Genomic DNA, 18,127 nt, shown 5'->3' on the forward strand with positions numbered 1-18,127 from the left:
TTTTCAATCTGCGTAAATCTGCGAAATCTGCGGATGAATCAATCTCTGCGAATGAATCAATCTGCGGATGATCTGACTCAATCAGCCGTGATTTTCCGCTCCGCGATGATTTTTTTCCACTTCGCGGTATCGGCCCTGACCATGGCCGCGAAAGCCGCCGGACTGCCGCCCGTGGGCTCCGCGCCCAGCCGGGCGAAACGGTCTTTCACGTCGGCATCGGCCAGCGCCGCATTGACGGCCTGGTTGACCTTGCCGGCCAGGTCCGGCGGCATGCCCTTGGGGCCGTACAGGCCGAACCAGGTGACCGACTCGAAGCCCGGCAGGGTTTCCGCCACCGTCGGCAGCTCGGGTGCCAGCGAGGTCCGCTTCAGCGTGGTGACCGCGAGCACGCGCAGCTTGCCGTCCCGCACGTGGGGCATGCCGGTCACAAACGAGTCAAAGAGAACGTCGACCTTGCCGCTGATCAGGTCCGGCATGGCCAGCGCCGTGCCGCGGTAGGGAATGTGCAGGATGAAGGTGCCCGACTGCGCCTTGAAGTACTCGCTCGTCAGGTGAATGATGGTGCCGTTGCCGCTGGACGCATAGTTCAGCCGCCCCGGATTCTTGCGCGCGTGGTCGATGAACTCCCGCATGTTTCTGGACGGCGAGGAATTGGGCACCAGCACCACGTTGGGCGAGCTCGCCACATAAGCGATGGGGGTGAAGTCGGTCTCGGCGTTGTAGGGAATTTTCGGGTTGATGGCCGGGCCTATGCTGTGCGTGCTCGAGGTGGCCAGCAGCAGCGTGTAGCCGTCCGCCGGCGACTTCGAGGCGGTGTCGGCGCCTATGGTGCCGCCCGCGCCCGGCCGGTTGTCGACGACCACCGTCTGGCCTATCTTTTCGCCGAGTTTTTGCGACAGCGCGCGCGCCAGGATGTCGGTCGCGCCGCCCGCCGGGAAAGGCACGATCATGCGGATCGGCTTGGAGGGATAGTTCTGGGCCGCGGCGGGGCCCGTGAAAGCGACGGCAAAAACCGGGGCCAGGGCCATCGCCAGGCGAATGATATGTTTACGTTTCATTTCACCATTGTGCAACGATTTTCCAGGCCGACTATGTTCCAAACAGGCAAAACAAAAGGCACTCAAGGTGCCTTTTGTACCGAATGGGGCCAAGGCCCCTGGGCTTGCGATCAGTCGGCCTCGACGAAGGCCTCTTCGCGTTTGTTCTTGACCGAGGGCAGCAGCACGATGATCAGCAGCAGCAGGGCGGCGCCCAGCAGGCCGGCCGACAGCGGACGCGTGACGAACACGCTCCAGTCGCCGCGCGACAGCAGCAGGGCCCGGCGCAGGTTTTCTTCCATCATCGGGCCCAGGATGAAGCCCAGCAGCAGGGGTGCGGGTTCGCAGCCCAGCTTGACGAAGAGGTAGCCGATCACACCGAAGATGCCGACCATCCAGATGTCGAAGGTGTTGTTGTTGGTCGAGTACACGCCGATCGCGCAGAACAGCACGATGGCCGGGAACAGGTAGCGGTAAGGCACGGTCAGCAGCTTGATCCACATGCCGATCAGCGGCAGGTTCAGGATGATCAGCATGGCGTTGCCGATCCACATCGAGGCGATCAGGCCCCAGAACAGTTCGGGGTTGCTGGTCATGACCTGTGGGCCGGGCTGGATGTTGTGGATCGTCATCGCGCCCACCATCAGGGCCATCACGGCGTTGGGCGGAATGCCCAGCGTCAGCAGGGGGATGAAGGAAGTCTGCGCGCCGGCGTTGTTGGCCGACTCGGGCGCGGCCACGCCGCGGATATTGCCCTGGCCGAAAGGCACTTCGCCCTTCTTCATCTTGATCTTCTTTTCCAGCGCGTAGGCCGCGAAGGCCGCCAGCAAGGCGCCGCCGCCGGGCAGGATGCCGAGCGCCGAACCCAGGGTGGTGCCGCGCAGCACGGCGGGCAGCATGTCCTTGAAGTCCTGCTTGGTGGGGAACAGGCCCGACACCTTGGCGGTGAACACTTCGCGCTCATGCTCGGGCTGCGCCAGGTTGCTGATGATTTCGCCGTAGCCGAACACGCCCATGGCGATGGTCACAAAGCCGATGCCGTCGGTCAGTTCGGGAACGTCGAAGCTGAAACGCGCGACGCCGGAGTTCACGTCGGTGCCGACCAGGCCCAGCAGCAGGCCCATCACGATCATCGCGATGGCCTTGAGCAGCGAGCCCGAGGCCAGCACCACGGCGCCGATCAGGCCCAGCACCATCAGCGCGAAATATTCAGCGGGGCCGAACTTGAAGGCCAGTTCGGTCAGCGGCGGCGCGAAGGCCGCCAGGATCAGCGTGCCCACGCAGCCGGCGAAGAAGGACCCCAGGCCGGCCGCGGCCAGCGCGGGCCCGGCCCGCCCCTTTCGCGCCATCTGGTAGCCGTCGATACAGGTCACCACCGACGAGGACTCACCCGGCAGGTTCACCAGGATGGCGGTGGTGGAACCGCCGTACTGGGCGCCGTAATAAATGCCGGCCAGCATGATCAGTGCCGACACCGGAGGCAAGGCATAGGTGGCGGGCAGCAGCATGGCGATGGTGGCCACGGGGCCGATGCCGGGCAGCACGCCGATCAGGGTGCCCAGCAGGCAGCCGATAAAGGCATACACCAGGTTGATGGGCGTGAACGCCACGCCAAAACCCAGCGAGAGATTGGTAATCAGATCCATTTTTTGTATCTCCTTAGCCGATGAAGAAAGGCCACACCGGGAACTGCAGCTTGAGCAGGACGACAAAGGCGAGGTAGCTGCCGATGGCCAACACGGTCGCAAGGATGAAGGTGTTTTTCACTTTCCAGCCGTCTTCGGCCATGCTGGAAATAAAGGTCAGCGCGTAGATGGCCACGATCATGCCCATCGGAGGCAGCTTGATGCTGGGCAGGCCGCCCAGCAGCACGCCGAAGATCAGGTTGGCCAGGATGATGAAGGCCAGCGGCTTCCAGGCCCACTTGCCGATCTTGTCGCCGCCCACGGCCTCCACGACCAGCGCCTTGAAGGTGATGGCCGCGCCCAGGATGGCCATCAGCACGCCCAGCATCAGCGGGAAGTAGCCGGGGCCCATGCGGGCGCCCTCGCCCACGTTGTAAGTGGTCGCCCCCCATGCGAACGCCACGCCGACGCCCATGAACATGAGGCCGGAGAAAAAGTCTTTTTGACTCTTGATATTCACGGCTGTCTCCTCAATACATACATAAAAGTAAAAGAAAGAATCGCTGGATTGTGCATTCAATCCCTCTGCCCCGACATGTGGCTTTCACTTACCTTTCGTTTATCTTTGGCTTACCCCTCACTTACATGAAGGCCTGGCGCCGTGAAAAGCCGTGAAAACCCTCAGTATCGCCATCTCCAGAACGGGTTTACGGCCGAAACAGGGGCCGCATAAAGGCCGCGAGCGAGTCCTCAGGACAAGGGCGGGGTGGAGGCCAGGATTTCCTCGACGGTGGTCAGGCCTTCGGCCACCTTCAGCGCGCCGGCCAGCCGAAGCGGGCGCATACCTTCGCTGACCGCCTGGCGCCGTAGCGCGTCGATACTCGGCTCCTTGGAAACCTTTTCCTTGAAGCCCTCCGTGACCGTGAGCAATTCATACAGTCCCATGCGCCCGCGGAAACCCGTCATGCGGCAGTCCACGCAGCCTACCGGTTTGTAGGGCCGGTAGCCGCCGCTGATCTGCCAGGGTTTGACCAGGTCGGCCAGGGTTTCGCGCGCGACACCCTCGTCGGGCTCGCGGCAGCTGGGGCACAGGGTGCGCACCAGCCGCTGGGCCAGCACGCCCAGCATGGTGGCATTGATCAGGTAGGACGGCACGCCCAGCTCCATCATGCGCGAGACCGCCGAGGGTGCGTCGTTGGTGTGCAGCGTGCTGAAGACCAGGTGGCCCGTGAGCGCCGCCTGCACCGCCATCTCGGCGGTCTGCAGGTCGCGGATTTCGCCCACCATGATGATGTCCGGGTCCTGCCGCATCAGCGCGCGCAGGCCCTCGGGAAAATCAAAGTCCAGGTGCGCCTGCACCTGCGTCTGGTTGAAGGAGGCCTCTATCATTTCGATCGGGTCTTCGATCGTGCTGACGTTGACCTCCTCGGTGGCCAGGCGCTTGAGCGTGGAATACAGCGTGGTGGTCTTGCCGGATCCGGTCGGCCCGGTAACCAGGATGATGCCGTGGGGCCGCTTGACCAGGGACTCCCAGCGGTCGGCGTCGTGCTGCGAAAAACCCAGGGCGTCGAGGTTTTTGACCGTGGTGTCCGGGTCGAAAATCCGCATCACCATTTTTTCGCCGAAGGCCGTGGGCAGCGTCGACAGGCGCATTTCGATTTCATCGCCGCGCGGGTTGCGCGTCTTGATGCGGCCGTCCTGCGGGCGGCGCTTTTCCACCACGTCCATGCGGCCCAGCAGCTTGATGCGCGCCGTCATCGCGTTATGCACGCCCATGGGCAACTGGTACACCGGGTGCAGCACGCCGTCGATGCGAAAGCGGATCACGCCCTGCTCGCGGCGCGGCTCCAGGTGGATGTCGCTGGCGCGCTGGTCGAAGGCGTATTGCCAGAGCCAGTCCACCACCTGCACCACGCCCTGGTCATTGGCGTCCAGCTGCTTGTTGCTCTTGTTGAGCTCCACCAGCTGCTCGAAACTCGCCGAGCCCGAGGCGCCGCCCGACTTGACCGCGGCCTTGACCGATTTGGCCAGGGCGAAAAACTCGGCCGTGAACTTGGTGATGTCCATGGGGCTGGACACCACCAGGCGCACGCTGCGCTTGGCCTGGCGCTCGACTTCCTGCACCCAGTCGGTGATGAAGGGCTCGGAGGTGGCGATCACCACCTCGCTGGGCGTGACCTGCACCGGCAGCACCTTGTGGCGCTCGGCATACATGGCCGACATGGTGTCGGCCACCTTGCCCACGTCGACCTTGAGCGGGTCTATGCGCAGGTAGGCCAGGCCCGCCCGGCCCGCCAGCCACTGCGACATGGTTTCGATATCGAGCGGTTTGCCGTCGGCCAGCCGCGTCATGCCCACGCTGGCCAGCCGCATCAGCGGCGGCTGCGCGCTCTGCACCTGCGAGCAGCGCGCGATGGTGCGCTGTGCCTCGGTGGCGCTGATCACGCCGTCTTCACCGAGCCACTCCACCAGGATGCGCCAGTCCAGCGGGCCGATGTGGTTCTTTTTCGCGTGTTCCCGATGGGGCTTGGTATGAGTGACAGCGGTGGCGGCGTTCATGGGGGCACTGTACCCCATCCACCCCGGCTTTTGCTATCTGCCAGGCGTGGGGTTTCTTCCACAGAATCCCGGCAGGTATGGGGATAACGCCGACAGGCACGGGGATAAAGAATTCATCCGCAGATTACGCAGATTTCCGCAGATTGGAAGAAAAATCGCAATGCGAAGGCGTGTATTTGGCTCTAGCGCATGGAGACAAAGGTGAAGATTAATTCCAACCCTGAGTACAAATGTCTTGTCTTTCTTGTCTTCAATCTGTGTAAATCTGCGTAATCTGCGGATACAAACCTCACCCGCATCTGCGGATAAAACCAGGACTCAGGCCACCGGCTTGAACAGCCGCAGCCACTTTTTGGCCGGCAAATCCCAGCGCGATTCAATCACGCCGGCCTGCTGCAAGAGCGCGGCGCGCTCGGGCCGCGTGGGCTCCTGTTGGGCCAGCACCACGGTATTGCCCTCGCGCGTCGGGGTGAAGGCCCACACCGCCTCGGGGCCGAAGGCCTCGGCGATCTTCGTCAGCGACTGCAGGTAGCTGGAATCGCGGCCGAACAGGTTCACCGTCATCACGCCGTTCTCGGCCAGCAGGCCGCGGCAATCCTCATAAAAATCGGCACTGTCCAGCACCGGCGCGGCCGCTTCATGGTCGTAGAGGTCCACGTGCAGCAAATCCACCGTGCCCTGGTGCGCCGGTTTTCTGATTTCGGCCGCGGCATCGGCCTCGATCACATGCAGCCGCAGGTCGTCGCGCGGCAGCTTGAACCAGACCCGGCAGGCCGTGACCACCTGCGGGTTGATTTCAATCGCCGTGGTCTTCATGCGCAGTTTTTTGTAGCAGAACTTGGTCAGCGCGGCCGAGCCCAGGCCCAGTTGCATGGCGTGCTTTTTGGGCATGGCCGCCGCGTCCATGAAGAGCAGGCCGGCCATCATGCGCTGCACATACTCGAGCTCGATGTCATAGGGCGCATCGCGCAGCATGGAGCCCTGCACCCATTCGGTGCCCAGGTGCAGAAAACGCACATCGCCATAGTCCGAGAAATTGACCTCGGGTAACTCAAGTTCCGTGTTCTCTTTGGCCGTTTCTTTTCTTTGCATCAAACCAGTCCGTGTTTTTCAAAAACTTCCCGCCAGGCCGCGAGTTTGCGCTCAAAACTCCAGGAGGCATTCGCCGGGCTGGTCGAGGGCAGCTTGTAGACCGGCAATCCCAGCGCCAGCGTGTGCCTTGAATGTTTAAAGCTTTCCCCGCCGTTGTGGGCAATCGCTTCCAGCGCCGGGCACAGCCGCCGCAGGCCGGCCAGGTCGTTGACCTCGGCGTTGCGGATCGCGCTGTCCAGGCTGCCCTCGCGCTCGCAGGCCGCGTACACATCCCACAGGCCCAGGCCCTTGGAAAGCAGCCACTCGCTGCGCGCCCGGTACGCATCCGGGCCCGTGTCCGCCGGGCCGGGCGGCCACAGCGCCTTGAGGATTTTCCAGAAATGGTTTTGCGGGTGGCCGTAATACTGCTGCGCCGCCAGCGAGGCCGCGCCCGGGAAGCTGCCCAGCACCAGCAGTCGCGTGCGGTCCGACACCAGCGGCGCCAGGCCGGTCAATGCTGTCGATACCGGTGTTGCCTTCATGCGAGCAGCGCCTTGAGGCCGGGCAGGGCCTGCAGCGCATTGGCCGTGGTGGCGGCCGCCAGTGCGTCCACGCTGATGCCGCGCAACTGCGCCACCTGCTGCGCGATGCGCGGCAGCTCGCCCGGCTCGTTGCGACCCTGCGGCTTGCCGGCCTCGCGCTCGGCCGCCGTGGTGTACACCCAGTGCGGCGGGATGTCGGGCGAATCGGTTTCCATCACCAGCGAATCCAGCGGCAGTTGCGCCGCCAGGCGCCTGAGCTGGCGCGCCGGCTCAAAGGTCACGGCGCCGCCGAAACCCAGCTTGAAGCCCAGCTTGAGGAATTCACCGGCCTGCTGCTCGCTGCCGTTAAAGGCATGGCCTATGCCGTTCCAGCCGCCCTCGGGCGCCAGCTCGCGCAGGTGCTTGAGCAGCTTGTCGGCCGAGCGCCGCACATGCAGGATCACCGGCAGGCCGTGCTTGCGCGCCAGCTTGAGCTGCTCGCGGTAAAAAAATTCCTGGCGCTCGCGCATCGGGCTTTCCGTGAGCGCCGGCACAAAATAATCCAGGCCGATTTCCCCGACCGCGACCAGCCGCGGGTCGCCGCGCCTGAGGGCCAGTTCCGCGTCCAGCGCCCGCAGGTCCTCGTCACGCGCCTGCGGCACGCATAGCGGGTGTATGCCCAGCGCATAGCTGTCGGCAAACCGGTGCGCCAGCAGCCGCACCGCCTCGAAGTTGAACACCCCGACGGCCGGGATCACGCAGTGCCCCACCCCGTTCGCGGCGGCGCGCGCGCGCACCGCGTCCACGTCGGCGGCCAGTTCCCCGGCGTCCAGGTGGCAATGCGTGTCTATCCAGAAAGTCATGCGCTAAAAGGGGGCGAAGGGAGTGCGATCAAGAGGGGAGGAGCTACGGAAAAAAGAGCAAGGCCCCTGATGAAGATGTTGACACAGAAATGAAATCGGGACACCCTATGCTTTTTTTCAGGCGGAACAGCCCTCTTTCGGCATTGTCTTCGCCCCGGTTTCTTTCAGCTGATATCCCTTCGTCAACCCGTCCCACTCGACATAACAAAGGAAAGCCAAATGAAATTATCCCGCCTGATGAGCCAGATTTTCGGCGCCGGCCTGCTCGCCTCCAGCCTCAGCGGCGCCGCATGGGCCCAAGACCAGAAGCTGCGCTTGATCACCTGGGCCGACTATGTGCCGGCCGACGTCGTGGCGCAGTTCAAGAAGGAAACCGGCATAGACGTCGAACTGACCCTCTCGAACAACGAGGAAATGATTTCCAAGCTGCGCGCCACCGGCGGCGCCGGCTTTGACTTGGCCCAGCCCTCGCAGGACCGCATCACCGGCCCGCAGCAGGAGTTCGGCATCTACAAGCCCATGGACCTCAGCAAGATCAAGTCCGAGCTTTTCATCCCCTCCATGCTGGAGGCCACCAAAAAGAACACCACGCTGGACGGCAAGGTCTACGGCCTGCCGCATATCTGGGGCACCGACGGCCTGGTCGTCAACACCAAGCTGGCCAAGATGACGGACTACCCCGACCTCTGCAAGGCCGACGTCAAGGGCAAGACCGCCGTGCGCCTGAAGCGCCCCACCCTGCTGGCCTTCGCCTTCGCTTCCGGCAAAGACCCCTTCGCGCTCTACAAGGATCCCAAGGCCTACGGCGCGCTGATGGACGAGGTCGGCAAGACCATGGTCGCCTGCAAGAGCAACATCAAGTTCTACTGGGACAACAAGGACCAGTTGCTCAACGGCATGCGCGCCGGCGAAGTCGTGGGCGCCATGATGTGGGACACCGGCGGCTGGAAGCTCAATGCCGAGAAGCCCGAAATCCAGTACATCGCGCCCAAGTCCGGCGCGCTCGGCTGGATAGACACCTTCGCCATCCCCGCCAAGGGCCGCAACGATGCCGCCGCCTACGCCTGGATCAACTTCAACATGCGCCCTGAAATCGCCGCCAAGGTCGCGGGCTCGGCCGGCAACTTCACCGCCTCCAAGGGCGCCGACCAGCTGGCCGACCCCAAGCTCAAGGCCCAGTTCGCCGCCAGCTTCCCTGAGGCTGCATTGAAGAACGTCAAGTGGTACCCGGCCGTTCCTGCAGGCATCGAAGACATCGAGGGCCGCGTACTCGACCGCATAAAAGCTGCCCAGTAAACGGCAAGCGGCCCACCAGCGGTGCACGCAGACCTGCAAGCCGAGCACGTCGGTAAAACCTACGCCGGCCAGCCTGCCGTGAAGGACTTGTCCTTCACGGTGGAGCGCGGCAGCTTTTTCTCCATCCTCGGCCCCTCGGGCTGCGGCAAGACCACGCTGCTGCGCATGATCGCCGGCTTTCTCTCGCCCGACGCGGGCCAGATCCACATAGGCGGCAAGCCCATGAACGGCGTGCCGCCCAACCAGCGGCCCGTCAACATGGTGTTCCAGCACCTGGCGCTGTTCCCCATGATGTCGGTCGGCGAGAACGTCGGCTACGGCCTGGCGCGGCGCGGCCTGTCGCGCGTCGATATCGCGGCCAAAGTGGGCGCCATGCTGGAGCGCGTGAGCCTGCCCGGCATGCAGGACAAACGCGTCGACCAGCTCTCCGGCGGGCAGCGCCAGCGCGTGGCCATCGCGCGCAGCCTGGTGCTCGAGCCCACGCTGCTGCTGCTCGACGAACCGCTGGGCGCACTGGACCTGAAGCTGCGCGAACACATGAAGGTCGAGCTCAAGCAGCTGCAGGCCGCCTTCGGAACCACCTTTGTCTACATCACCCACGACCAGTCCGAGGCCCTGGTGCTGTCCGACCACGTGGCCGTGATGAACGCCGGCAGCTTTGAGCAGCTCGGCACGCCGCAGCAGCTGTATTACCAGCCGCAGACCCCGTTTGTGGCGGGTTTTGTGGGTGCCAACAACAAGCTCGCGGGCAACGCGGGCGCCGCGGGCGCGGAAGCCGGCGCCGTGGTCGCACTCACCACCGCTGATGGCCTGGCCTTGCGCGCGCGCGCCGCCGGCCGGCTGCAAGCCGGCCAGGCGGTGCAGGCCTTTGTGCGGCCCGAGGCCATCAACCTGGCGCGCGACGCCACCGAGCTGCCTTCCAACCACACGGTCTATGCCGGCCAGGTGGAAAGCCTGTTGTTCGACGGCGCCAACTCGGCCGTGCTGCTGCGCGAAACCGCCAGCCGCACCGAGTTCCGCATCGCCCTGCCGCAGACCGGGCGCTTCGCCGACCTGCGCATCGGCGAGACCGTCGCCTTCAGCTTCGACCCCGGGCAGGCCGTCTGCTTCGGCAACGCCTGAGGCCGCCATGCAAGCCACGGCCGTCCTGCCCTCCGCGCCTGGTTCAGGCGGCCGGGCCCAGGCCAGGCTGGTGCTGTTCCTGCTGCTGGCGCCGGCCCTGGTCTGGCTGCTGGGCCTGATCGTGCTGCCGCACATCGACCTCGCCGTGCTCTCGCTGCGCGTGCGCGTGGCCCCGCGCGAGTACGCGCCCAGCCTGGCGCAATACCGCACCTTTGTCGAGGAGCCGCTGTACTGGCACACCTTTGTGCGCACGGCGCTGATGTCCATCCTGGCCACGGGCATCACCTTGCTGCTGGCCTTCCCGATCGCCTGGACCATTGCCAAGCTGGTGCGCGGGCGCGCCAAGTCGCTGCTGCTGGTGATGTGTTTGATTCCCTTTTGGGTCAGCGAAACCGTGCGCACCCTGGGCTGGATGATTTTGCTACGCGAATCCGGCGTGCTGCCGGCCGTGCTGGTGCAACTGGGCATCACCGCCGCGCCCGTGGAACTGCTCTACCGCGATGCCACCATCCTGGTCGGCCTGGTCTACACCTCCATGCTGTTCATGGTGGTGCCGCTGATCAGCGCCCTCGAAAGCCTGGACGACTCGCTGGTGGAAGCCGCCTACGACCTGGGCGGCAACGGCCCCTCCATCCTGTGGCAAATCGTCATCCCGCATGCCGCGCCCGGCATCCTGGCCGGCTGCATCGTGGTCTTTATGCTGACCCTGGGCAACTACCTCACACCCACCCTGCTGGGCGGCAAGAATTCGCTGTGGTTCACCGAGCAGATCTACACCCAGTTCATCACACGGTTTAACTGGGAACAGGGCGCGGCCTTTGGCTTTTTGCTGCTGGGGCTGTCCACGGCCATCGTCTGGCTGGGACTCAAGTTAACTGGCCAGAAGTTCGGCGAAGTGATGCGGAAAACATGACACACCCCCGTTGGATCTCACTGCGTGTAGCTCCCTCCCCCCTCGCAGGGGGCGACCGCTGCGGCCCGGCGAAGCCGGTTCCGCGCGGTCACTGGCGAAGACTCGGGGAGAGTTTTCGATGATCGCCTCCCTGCCCCGCCCGGCCTGGCTGCGCGCCGGCACGGTGGCTTATGCCCTGGCGTTTTTTGCGTTTTTGTTTTTGCCGCTGCTGGTGGTGGCGGTGTTCGCCTTTAACGACGCGCCCTACCCGGCGCCGCCCTGGCGCGGTTTCACGCTGGACTGGTTTTTCGGCGGCAAGCCCGGCCGCACCGGGCTGTTTGCCGACGGCCCGCTGCTGGCCAGCCTCTGGACCAGCGTGGTGGTGGCCGCCTGGGTCACCGTGCTGGCCGTGCTGGTCGGCACCACCAATGCCTTTTTGATAGAACGCGCCCGCTTCCCGGGCAAGCAGGCCCTGTCCTTCCTGATGCTGGCGCCGCTGGTGATCCCGGGCGTGATTCTGGGCATTTCCATCCTGGCCTTCGCCAGCCGCCTGGCGCAGCTGGCCGACAGCTGGTGGGGCCTGGAACTGGACTTTCTGCGCCCCGGCCTGCCGCTGGTGGTGATAGGCCAGTTTTCTTATATCGTCTCCATCGCCACGCTCATCATCACCGCGCGCCTGAAACGTTTTGACATCACTTTGGAAGAAGCCGCCTACAACCTGGGCGCCTCGCGCGCCGCCGTCTTCACCACCATCACCCTGCCCTACCTGAAACCCGCGCTGGTCGGCGCCGGCGCGATCTCGTTTTTGATGTCGTTTGAGAACTTCAACACCACGCTGATGCTGGTTGGCTCCGACGCGCCGCTGACCGTCATGATGTACGGCCGCATGCGCGAAGGCGCCACGCCGGTGCTCAATGCCGTGAGCCTGTTCCTGATGCTGGCTTCCGCCGCCCTGGCGCTGACGCTACTCCGCAGACCCGCCGACGGTGCCGGACGCTGAACTCCTTCGCCCCAAAACGGGGATTTATCCGCAGATTACGCAGATTTCCGCAGATTGAAGAGAAGGCATTTACGCGGGGCCTCGCCCCCATCCCGTACCCCGGCCAAGCCACCTCTCATCACGATTGCCTTTAATCTGTGTAAATCTGCGTCATCTGCGGATAGAAATTCTCTGCAAAGCCCCGCCAGCCCATACCTAAATCCCGTGCATGGATGAAGGAATCGTGATACGGTGCACCTGTAAATACGGGGCCTGAAAACCGGTTTCAGCCCCCGTATCAGCCCGGTTTTGACACTTTGACCCCAGAGGTGAACGGATGCGCAGGCCAGCCCTTTACAGCAGTTCAAACCGTCCGGCAAAGGGCGCGGGTGACGGGGGCGCGCAAGTACCCGACGAAGCCACCACCGCGACGGCCGGGACCATGGAGCCGGCCACCCCTTCCCGCTTCCCCCGTCTTGCCCGGCTCGCCCAACACGCCGCGCGCCACCAGCTTTACCTGCTCTGGTCCGTGGTCGGCCTGCTGGCCCTGCTGCTGGCGATCAGCTTTTCCTCGCCGCTGCGCCACCCGGCGCGCAAGCTGACCCAGGAAGACATCAACGCGGCCGTGCTCAAGACCCTGGAGACCACGGTGCTGCCCTCGCCCGGCACCAAGGCGTACGACACCATCATCCCCTCGGTGGTGCGCATCACCGGCCTGGGCAAGGACAAGGACGGCAAGGAAGACACCGAGCAGCGCAGCGTGGGCACCGGCGTGGTGATTGTCGACAAGGGCATCATCCTGACCAACCTGCACGTGGTGCAGAACGCCCAGATCATCAAAGTCACCTTTGCCGACGGGCTGGAGTCCACCGCCAGCATCACCGGCGTGCAGCCCGAGAACGACCTCGCCGTGCTGCAGGCCCACAAAATCCCCGACGACCTGATTGCCGCCACCATGCGCTCCACCGCCGACCTGGCCCCCGGCGACCAGGTCATGGCCGTGGGTTACCCCTTCGGCATAGGTCCCTCGGCATCGCAGGGCGTCATTTCCGGGCTCAAGCGCAACTTCCGCTCACCCGAAGGCAAGCAGATGATGAGCAACCTGATCCAGTTCGACGCCGCCGCCAACCCCGGCAACTCCGGCGGCCCGCTGGTCACCATGGACGGCGAGGTGGTCGGCATCGTCACCGCCATCTTCAATCCCAACCAGCAGCGCACCTTTGTCGGCATAGGCTTTGCGGTGCCGATTGAAAACGCCGCCTCGGCCGCCGGCATGCCGCCGTTCTGAACACCTTCCAACATCCCTGACCTCCCAAGGACCCCGCCGCATGGAACAGACCACTCCGCAAAACGCCAACCACGACACCGCCCAGCTCATGGAGCAGATTCTTTACGAGGTCAAGCGTGTGGTCGTCGGCCAGGACCGCTTCCTCGAACGCGTCATGGTCGCCATCCTGGCCCAGGGCCACCTGCTGGTCGAAGGCGTGCCGGGCCTCGCCAAGACCCTGACCATCAAGACCCTGGCCAACACCGTGCAGGGCCAGTTCAAGCGCATCCAGTTCACGCCCGACCTGGTGCCGGCCGACCTGGTGGGCACCCGCATCTACAACCAGAAAACCGGCGAGTTCAGCACCTCCCTGGGCCCGGTCTTCACCAACCTGCTGCTGGCCGACGAAATCAACCGCGCGCCCGCCAAGGTGCAAAGCGCGCTGCTCGAGGTCATGCAGGAGCGCCAGGTCACCATCGCCGGCACCACCCACAAGGTGCCCGAGCCCTTCCTGGTCATGGCCACGCAAAACCCGATAGAAACCGAAGGCACCTACCCGCTGCCCGAGGCGCAGGTGGACCGCTTCATGATGAAGGTGCTGGTCGACTACCCCACCGACGAGGAAGAGTTCGTCATCGTCCAGCGCGTCACCGGCCCGACCGTCGCCGTGAGCGCCGTCGCCACCACCGAGCAGCTCGCCGCCCTGCAGGCCGAATGCCGGCGCATCTACGTCGACCCTTCACTGGTGCAGTACGCGGTGCGCCTGGTGTCGGCCACACGCACGCCCGTCAAGCATGGGCTCAAGGATTTGCAGCGCTTCATCACCTTCGGCGCCAGCCCGCGCGCCACCATCAACCTGACCGAAGGCGCGCGCGCCCTGGCCCTGCTGCGCGGCCGCAGCTATGCGCTGCCCGAGGACATGACGGACCTGGTGCCCGATGTGCTGCGGCACCGGTTGGTGCTGTCGTATGAGGCCTTGTCTGAAGGCCTCTCGGCCGACGGCCTGATCGCAAAAATCATGGCAAAAATCCCGCCTCCAGCAAAACCGTTGGAACATGAAAAACTCGCCGCCTGAATCCGCCAAACCAGCCGCCACCGCCGAGCAGCTGCTGCGCCGGCTGGAGTGGACCGTGCTGCGCCGCCTCGACGGCCTGCTGCAGGGCGACTACCGCACGCTGCTGCGCGGCACCGGCATGGACCTGGCCGACCTGCGCGAATACCAGCACCATGACGACGTGCGCCACATCGACTGGAACGTCACCGCGCGGCTGGAGCAACCCCATGTGCGCGTCTTCACCGAAGACCGCGAGATGAGTGCCTGGTTCTTGCTGGACCTGAGCCCGTCAATGGACTTCGGCTCCAGCGAGCAGCGCAAGCGCAATGTCTCCGCCGAATTTGTCGCCGTGCTGGCCCGCATGCTGACCCGCCACGGCAACCGCGTGGGCGCCATGCTCTACGGCTCCGGCGTCGACGCCGTGCTCCCCGCGCGCGGCGGCCGCCACCATGTGCTCCATTTGCTGCACACCCTGCAGGCCCGGCCGGAAATCACCGAGCTGGGCACCACCCGCCTGCACGAGCTCCTGGAGTCCGCCGCCAACCTGCTGCGCCGGCGCTCCACCGTGTTCGTCGTGTCCGACTTCATCAGCGAACCCGGCTGGGAGAAACCCCTGAGCCAGCTGGCCCGCCGCCACGAAGTCGTCGCCGTGCGCCTGCTGGACCCGCTGGAGCTGGACCTGCCCGACCTGGGCCTGATCCCGATACGCGACGCCGAAACCGGCGAGCAATTGCTGGTCGACACCCATGACGCGGGTTTCCGCAAACGTTTTGCGCGCATCGCCGCCCAGCGCGAGGCCGAGCTGCGGCAAGCACTGGCACGCGCCGGCGTGGATACGCTGGAGCTGTCCACCGACGACGATCTCGTCGACGCCATCATGCGCTTCACCGAACTGCGCAAGCGCCGCAGCCGGGCATCCGGCGCGGGCGGCGCCGCATTGCCGGCCCACCTCCAGCGCGCTGCCTGAGCCGCCCCAAGGACCTCCCATCATGAACTTCAGCGGGTTCACCTCCTTTTTGGCCAAACTGCCTTTGCCGACCTTTTTGTGGCCGGAATTCCTGTGGCTGCTGCTGGCCATTCCGGTGCTGGTGCTCATCTACATCTGGCTGCTGCGCCGCAAGAAAAAAATGGCGCTGCGCTACGCCAGCCTCTCCATCGTGCGCGAAGCCATGGGCCGCGGCCAGGGCTTCAGGCGCCATGTGCCGCCGCTGTTGTTTCTGCTGTCCATCGCCGCCATGCTGGTCGCCGCTTCGCGCCCCTTCGCCGTCATCAGCCTGCCCTCGCAGCGCGAAACCATCATTCTGGCCATGGACGTCTCCGGCAGCATGCGCGCCGCCGACGTGTTGCCCAACCGACTGGTCGCCGCGCAAAACGCCGCCAAGGCCTTCCTCGCCGATTTGCCGCGCAATGTGCGTGTGGGCATCGTCGCTTTTGCCGGCACCGCCTCCGTCGTGCAGCAACCCACGCTCAGCCGCGAAGACCTGGTCGTCGCCATCGACAAATTTCAATTGCAGCGCGGCACCGCCATCGGCAACGGCATCGTCGTCTCGCTGGCCGAGCTGTTCCCCGATGCCGGCATTGATTTAGCGTCGATGCAATACGGCCGCGAAAAACCCCGCGGCACCTCGATCGACCAGGCCCTCAACCCCGACAAAAACGCGGCAGCCAAAAAAGAGTTTGTCCCCGTCGCCCCCGGCTCCTACACCTCGGGCGCCATCATTTTGTTGACCGACGGCCAGCGCACCACAGGCGTGGATTCTTTAGACGCCGCCAAAGCTGCCGCCGACCGCGGCGTGCGCGTCTACACCGTGGGCGTGGGCACGGTAGATGGCGAAACGATTGGCTTTGAAGGCTGGTCCATGCGCGTCAAGCTGGATGAGGAGACCTTGAAGGGGATTGCCCGCACCACGCAGGCTGAGTACTTCTACGCCGGCACTGCGGCGGATTTGAAGAAGGTCTATGAGACGCTGAGTTCGCGGCTGGCGATTGAGAAGAAGGAGACGGAGGTTTCCGGCTTGCTCGCGCTGGTGGCGGCTGCGCTGGCGCTGGTGTCGGCTAGCTTGTCGCTGCTTTGGTTTAATCGGATTCTTTAAGCAAGAATACAAGCGCCTTCTGCAAGTCGAAGCACGCATCTAGTTTCAGGCGTTGCGCAGCTTGGACAGTCACGTGCCAAAGAAAATTACGTTCGATCAATATTAGTTACGTTGCCCTTAGTCAATTGAAAGCCATATCGGCGAATCCAGGGCAACCGCCGTGGCCTCCACAATCATGCAGGAGAAGGGAATACAAGCTTTGGTATTCCAGCCTTTAGAGGACATCCAGGGCACTGCGTGCTGATGTCACTGCGCAAAATATCATCTTTATCGTCAAATCAGTCGCAACGCGAGCATCCCGTTCTGATCTTGGCAGAGCCATCATTTACTAAACGGTAGTTGGTGTTGGCAAACTGCGCCCCCGATAGCACCACAGCGGAGTGGAGCCGATTAGCCGACTTAAAAAGGAAATATTCCCATATACAGGAAGCAAGGCGAATGTTACAAAAGGTTTCCACAGGAGAGATCATGCAAGAAGAAGCCCGCGTAATGTTCTACGACATAAAGGAGTTCGGTTTTTTTAAAAGATCCGAGGAGACTCCTGCGTTTGGCGACATTGGCCAAATTCTTCGGGATCTTGAGCGGTGGGGCGCCGGAAAACAAATTGGGCTAACAAAGACGTTTGATGTAGACGGTTCGGTACTTCCCGCCTATCTCGTAGACGTGCGCCGACGCGGACAAGCATGGTTGCTCACTCTCTGGAATGAGACAGCGAACACAGATGGCGCGGTTGCATCAATGAGTGCTTACGCTGACGTTGGAAACAGTGAAGTGACCATGAATGAACTTGCAGAAGGGGACATACCTGGTTTTGCAAGCTACTTCTGGTTTCTACCTGATCACCAAGCCGTCGCAACGGTGAGGTTTCAGCATCCCGGTGCTGGTCGGTTACAGATGCGAAGTTACGTGCAAAAATTTATGGCTTATTTCTGCGCCAACGCCGTGACGTCGGTTGACGACGAAACCGACGGGATCCGCGTACATGGTTACAGAGCATCAGCAACAGATCCAGTTATCAAGGCTCGTCCTCGATTTTCTATGGAACTGCATAAGAAACACGCAGAACAACAATTCCTATTAGAGTCGGCCCACAGGATAAGGAAAATCAAGAAAAAATCCACCCTGATTCTTACCGAAAGACCGGACAGGGCGTTGTGGCAGAAACTATTAGACAGTGCTCATTTGACCGAACCTCAAGTGCGGCCCCACGACGTCAAAATTGTTTACGAGGTGGAGGTAGAGACCTTTACTCAGGAAGACGTCGCAGCGGTGATTGAAGGATGGGAAGATGAAGATCAGGCGGGCGACTATGGCTTTGTCATGCAAGGGGAACAGGAAACCTATTGGCTAGGTCGTGCCATAGCTAAAGAAACTCTGATGCTCGATATCGTGCGAGTCAATCCAGAAATAGTAGACCCCCAGACATTAATCGAAGCACTGGCGCACAATAGAACTCGTTTGTTAAGCCTTCTGGAATGACACAATTTTTTTTAAGGCTTCTTGGATGGGCTGTAGCCCTAGCCGCTGTTACTGCGGGGGCGTGGTACGGCCGCGCAGTTCCATTCGCTGAACAGTGGCCTATATTTGAAGCTCTTAGAACAACGGCAGCAATTATTTTCGCTGTGATTGGGGCATGGATGGCCATCATCTACCCGGATCGTCTCAAGCTATCGCTACGTGATCCGGGTGCAAAGGTGAAGGGAGAATTATCGGGAATGGGGAAATTGTTCACGCCCGTAGTTAATTCA

Annotated in this window: 16 protein-coding genes; 9 read left to right on the top strand and 7 right to left on the bottom strand. The window is 63.2% G+C overall.

What is annotated here, in order from left to right; genetic code table 11:
• Positions 1 to 77: 77 nt before the first annotated feature.
• The 7 genes from PMI15_RS02645 to PMI15_RS02675 all read right to left on the bottom strand — a co-directional run bounded on the left by PMI15_RS02645 (position 78) and on the right by PMI15_RS02675 (position 7,676).
• Positions 78 to 1,058 (bottom strand): tripartite tricarboxylate transporter substrate binding protein, encoded by a 981-nt coding sequence (locus tag PMI15_RS02645; protein WP_007863385.1) that lies wholly within the window; start codon positions 1,056 to 1,058, stop codon positions 78 to 80.
• A 110-nt stretch (positions 1,059 to 1,168) separates the two neighbouring features.
• Positions 1,169 to 2,683 carry a tripartite tricarboxylate transporter permease gene (locus PMI15_RS02650; protein ID WP_007863386.1) on the bottom strand — a complete coding sequence of 505 codons (1,515 nt, stop codon included), beginning with the start codon at positions 2,681 to 2,683 and terminating at the stop codon, positions 1,169 to 1,171.
• 13 nt (positions 2,684 to 2,696) lie between these two features.
• On the bottom strand, positions 2,697 to 3,182 hold the full coding sequence (locus tag PMI15_RS02655) for a tripartite tricarboxylate transporter TctB family protein (RefSeq protein ID WP_007863389.1): 486 nt from the start codon (positions 3,180 to 3,182) through the stop codon (positions 2,697 to 2,699).
• A 230-nt stretch (positions 3,183 to 3,412) separates the two neighbouring features.
• Positions 3,413 to 5,221: a GspE/PulE family protein gene (locus PMI15_RS02660; protein ID WP_036837236.1), complete on the bottom strand. Its 1,809-nt coding sequence runs from the start codon at positions 5,219 to 5,221 to the stop codon at positions 3,413 to 3,415.
• Positions 5,222 to 5,539: 318 nt separating this feature from the next.
• Complete coding sequence (locus PMI15_RS02665; RefSeq protein ID WP_007863393.1) at positions 5,540 to 6,313, bottom strand: hypothetical protein; 774 nt, start codon at positions 6,311 to 6,313, stop codon at positions 5,540 to 5,542.
• Complete coding sequence (locus tag PMI15_RS02670) at positions 6,313 to 6,834, bottom strand: DNA-deoxyinosine glycosylase (RefSeq protein WP_007863395.1); 522 nt, start codon at positions 6,832 to 6,834, stop codon at positions 6,313 to 6,315. The genes PMI15_RS02665 and PMI15_RS02670 overlap by 1 nt, the downstream gene beginning before the upstream one ends.
• Positions 6,831 to 7,676, bottom strand: a complete 846-nt coding sequence (locus PMI15_RS02675; RefSeq protein ID WP_007863397.1) for a TatD family hydrolase — start codon at positions 7,674 to 7,676, stop codon at positions 6,831 to 6,833. The genes PMI15_RS02670 and PMI15_RS02675 overlap by 4 nt, the downstream gene beginning before the upstream one ends.
• Positions 7,677 to 7,895: 219 nt before the next feature.
• Here PMI15_RS02675 and PMI15_RS02680 point away from each other — a divergent pair, with 219 nt between their 5' ends.
• The 9 genes from PMI15_RS02680 to PMI15_RS02720 all read left to right on the top strand — a co-directional run bounded on the left by PMI15_RS02680 (position 7,896) and on the right by PMI15_RS02720 (position 17,858).
• A complete protein-coding gene (locus PMI15_RS02680) occupies positions 7,896 to 8,972 on the top strand; it encodes an extracellular solute-binding protein (RefSeq protein ID WP_007863398.1) in 1,077 nt (358 codons plus the stop codon).
• A 21-nt stretch (positions 8,973 to 8,993) separates the two neighbouring features.
• Complete coding sequence (locus PMI15_RS02685) at positions 8,994 to 10,094, top strand: ABC transporter ATP-binding protein (protein WP_007863399.1); 1,101 nt, start codon at positions 8,994 to 8,996, stop codon at positions 10,092 to 10,094.
• A 7-nt stretch (positions 10,095 to 10,101) separates the two neighbouring features.
• A complete protein-coding gene (locus tag PMI15_RS02690; RefSeq protein WP_007863400.1) occupies positions 10,102 to 11,007 on the top strand; it encodes an ABC transporter permease in 906 nt (301 codons plus the stop codon).
• A 118-nt stretch (positions 11,008 to 11,125) separates the two neighbouring features.
• Positions 11,126 to 11,986 carry an ABC transporter permease gene (locus PMI15_RS02695; RefSeq protein WP_007863401.1) on the top strand — a complete coding sequence of 287 codons (861 nt, stop codon included), beginning with the start codon at positions 11,126 to 11,128 and terminating at the stop codon, positions 11,984 to 11,986.
• A 316-nt stretch (positions 11,987 to 12,302) separates the two neighbouring features.
• Positions 12,303 to 13,253, top strand: a complete 951-nt coding sequence (locus PMI15_RS02700; RefSeq protein WP_007863402.1) for a S1C family serine protease — start codon at positions 12,303 to 12,305, stop codon at positions 13,251 to 13,253.
• Between the two features lie 40 nt (positions 13,254 to 13,293).
• Positions 13,294 to 14,307, top strand: a complete 1,014-nt coding sequence (locus PMI15_RS02705; protein WP_007863403.1) for a MoxR family ATPase — start codon at positions 13,294 to 13,296, stop codon at positions 14,305 to 14,307.
• Positions 14,288 to 15,253 carry a DUF58 domain-containing protein gene (locus tag PMI15_RS02710; protein ID WP_007863404.1) on the top strand — a complete coding sequence of 322 codons (966 nt, stop codon included), beginning with the start codon at positions 14,288 to 14,290 and terminating at the stop codon, positions 15,251 to 15,253. The genes PMI15_RS02705 and PMI15_RS02710 overlap by 20 nt, the downstream gene beginning before the upstream one ends.
• A gap of 22 nt (positions 15,254 to 15,275) precedes the next feature.
• Positions 15,276 to 16,379 carry a VWA domain-containing protein gene (locus PMI15_RS02715; protein WP_007863406.1) on the top strand — a complete coding sequence of 368 codons (1,104 nt, stop codon included), beginning with the start codon at positions 15,276 to 15,278 and terminating at the stop codon, positions 16,377 to 16,379.
• A gap of 468 nt (positions 16,380 to 16,847) precedes the next feature.
• On the top strand, positions 16,848 to 17,858 hold the full coding sequence (locus tag PMI15_RS02720) for a hypothetical protein (RefSeq protein ID WP_007863408.1): 1,011 nt from the start codon (positions 16,848 to 16,850) through the stop codon (positions 17,856 to 17,858).
• The last annotated feature ends 269 nt before the right edge of the window (positions 17,859 to 18,127 follow it).

The sequence above is a fragment of the Polaromonas sp. CF318 genome (assembly GCF_000282655.1).
Taxonomy (GTDB): domain Bacteria; phylum Pseudomonadota; class Gammaproteobacteria; order Burkholderiales; family Burkholderiaceae_C; genus Polaromonas.

Coding starts and splice junctions, on each gene's coding strand:
- PMI15_RS02645 (WP_007863385.1), bottom strand. CDS start 1,058: ATGAAACGTAAACATATCATTCGCCTGGCGATGGCCCTGGCCCCGGTT.
- PMI15_RS02650 (WP_007863386.1), bottom strand. CDS start 2,683: ATGGATCTGATTACCAATCTCTCGCTGGGTTTTGGCGTGGCGTTCACG.
- PMI15_RS02660 (WP_036837236.1), bottom strand. CDS start 5,221: ATGAACGCCGCCACCGCTGTCACTCATACCAAGCCCCATCGGGAACAC.
- PMI15_RS02665 (WP_007863393.1), bottom strand. CDS start 6,313: ATGCAAAGAAAAGAAACGGCCAAAGAGAACACGGAACTTGAGTTACCC.
- PMI15_RS02670 (WP_007863395.1), bottom strand. CDS start 6,834: ATGAAGGCAACACCGGTATCGACAGCATTGACCGGCCTGGCGCCGCTG.
- PMI15_RS02675 (WP_007863397.1), bottom strand. CDS start 7,676: ATGACTTTCTGGATAGACACGCATTGCCACCTGGACGCCGGGGAACTG.
- PMI15_RS02680 (WP_007863398.1), top strand. CDS start 7,896: ATGAAATTATCCCGCCTGATGAGCCAGATTTTCGGCGCCGGCCTGCTC.
- PMI15_RS02690 (WP_007863400.1), top strand. CDS start 10,102: ATGCAAGCCACGGCCGTCCTGCCCTCCGCGCCTGGTTCAGGCGGCCGG.
- PMI15_RS02695 (WP_007863401.1), top strand. CDS start 11,126: ATGATCGCCTCCCTGCCCCGCCCGGCCTGGCTGCGCGCCGGCACGGTG.
- PMI15_RS02700 (WP_007863402.1), top strand. CDS start 12,303: ATGCGCAGGCCAGCCCTTTACAGCAGTTCAAACCGTCCGGCAAAGGGC.
- PMI15_RS02705 (WP_007863403.1), top strand. CDS start 13,294: ATGGAACAGACCACTCCGCAAAACGCCAACCACGACACCGCCCAGCTC.
- PMI15_RS02710 (WP_007863404.1), top strand. CDS start 14,288: ATGAAAAACTCGCCGCCTGAATCCGCCAAACCAGCCGCCACCGCCGAG.
- PMI15_RS02715 (WP_007863406.1), top strand. CDS start 15,276: ATGAACTTCAGCGGGTTCACCTCCTTTTTGGCCAAACTGCCTTTGCCG.
- PMI15_RS02720 (WP_007863408.1), top strand. CDS start 16,848: ATGCAAGAAGAAGCCCGCGTAATGTTCTACGACATAAAGGAGTTCGGT.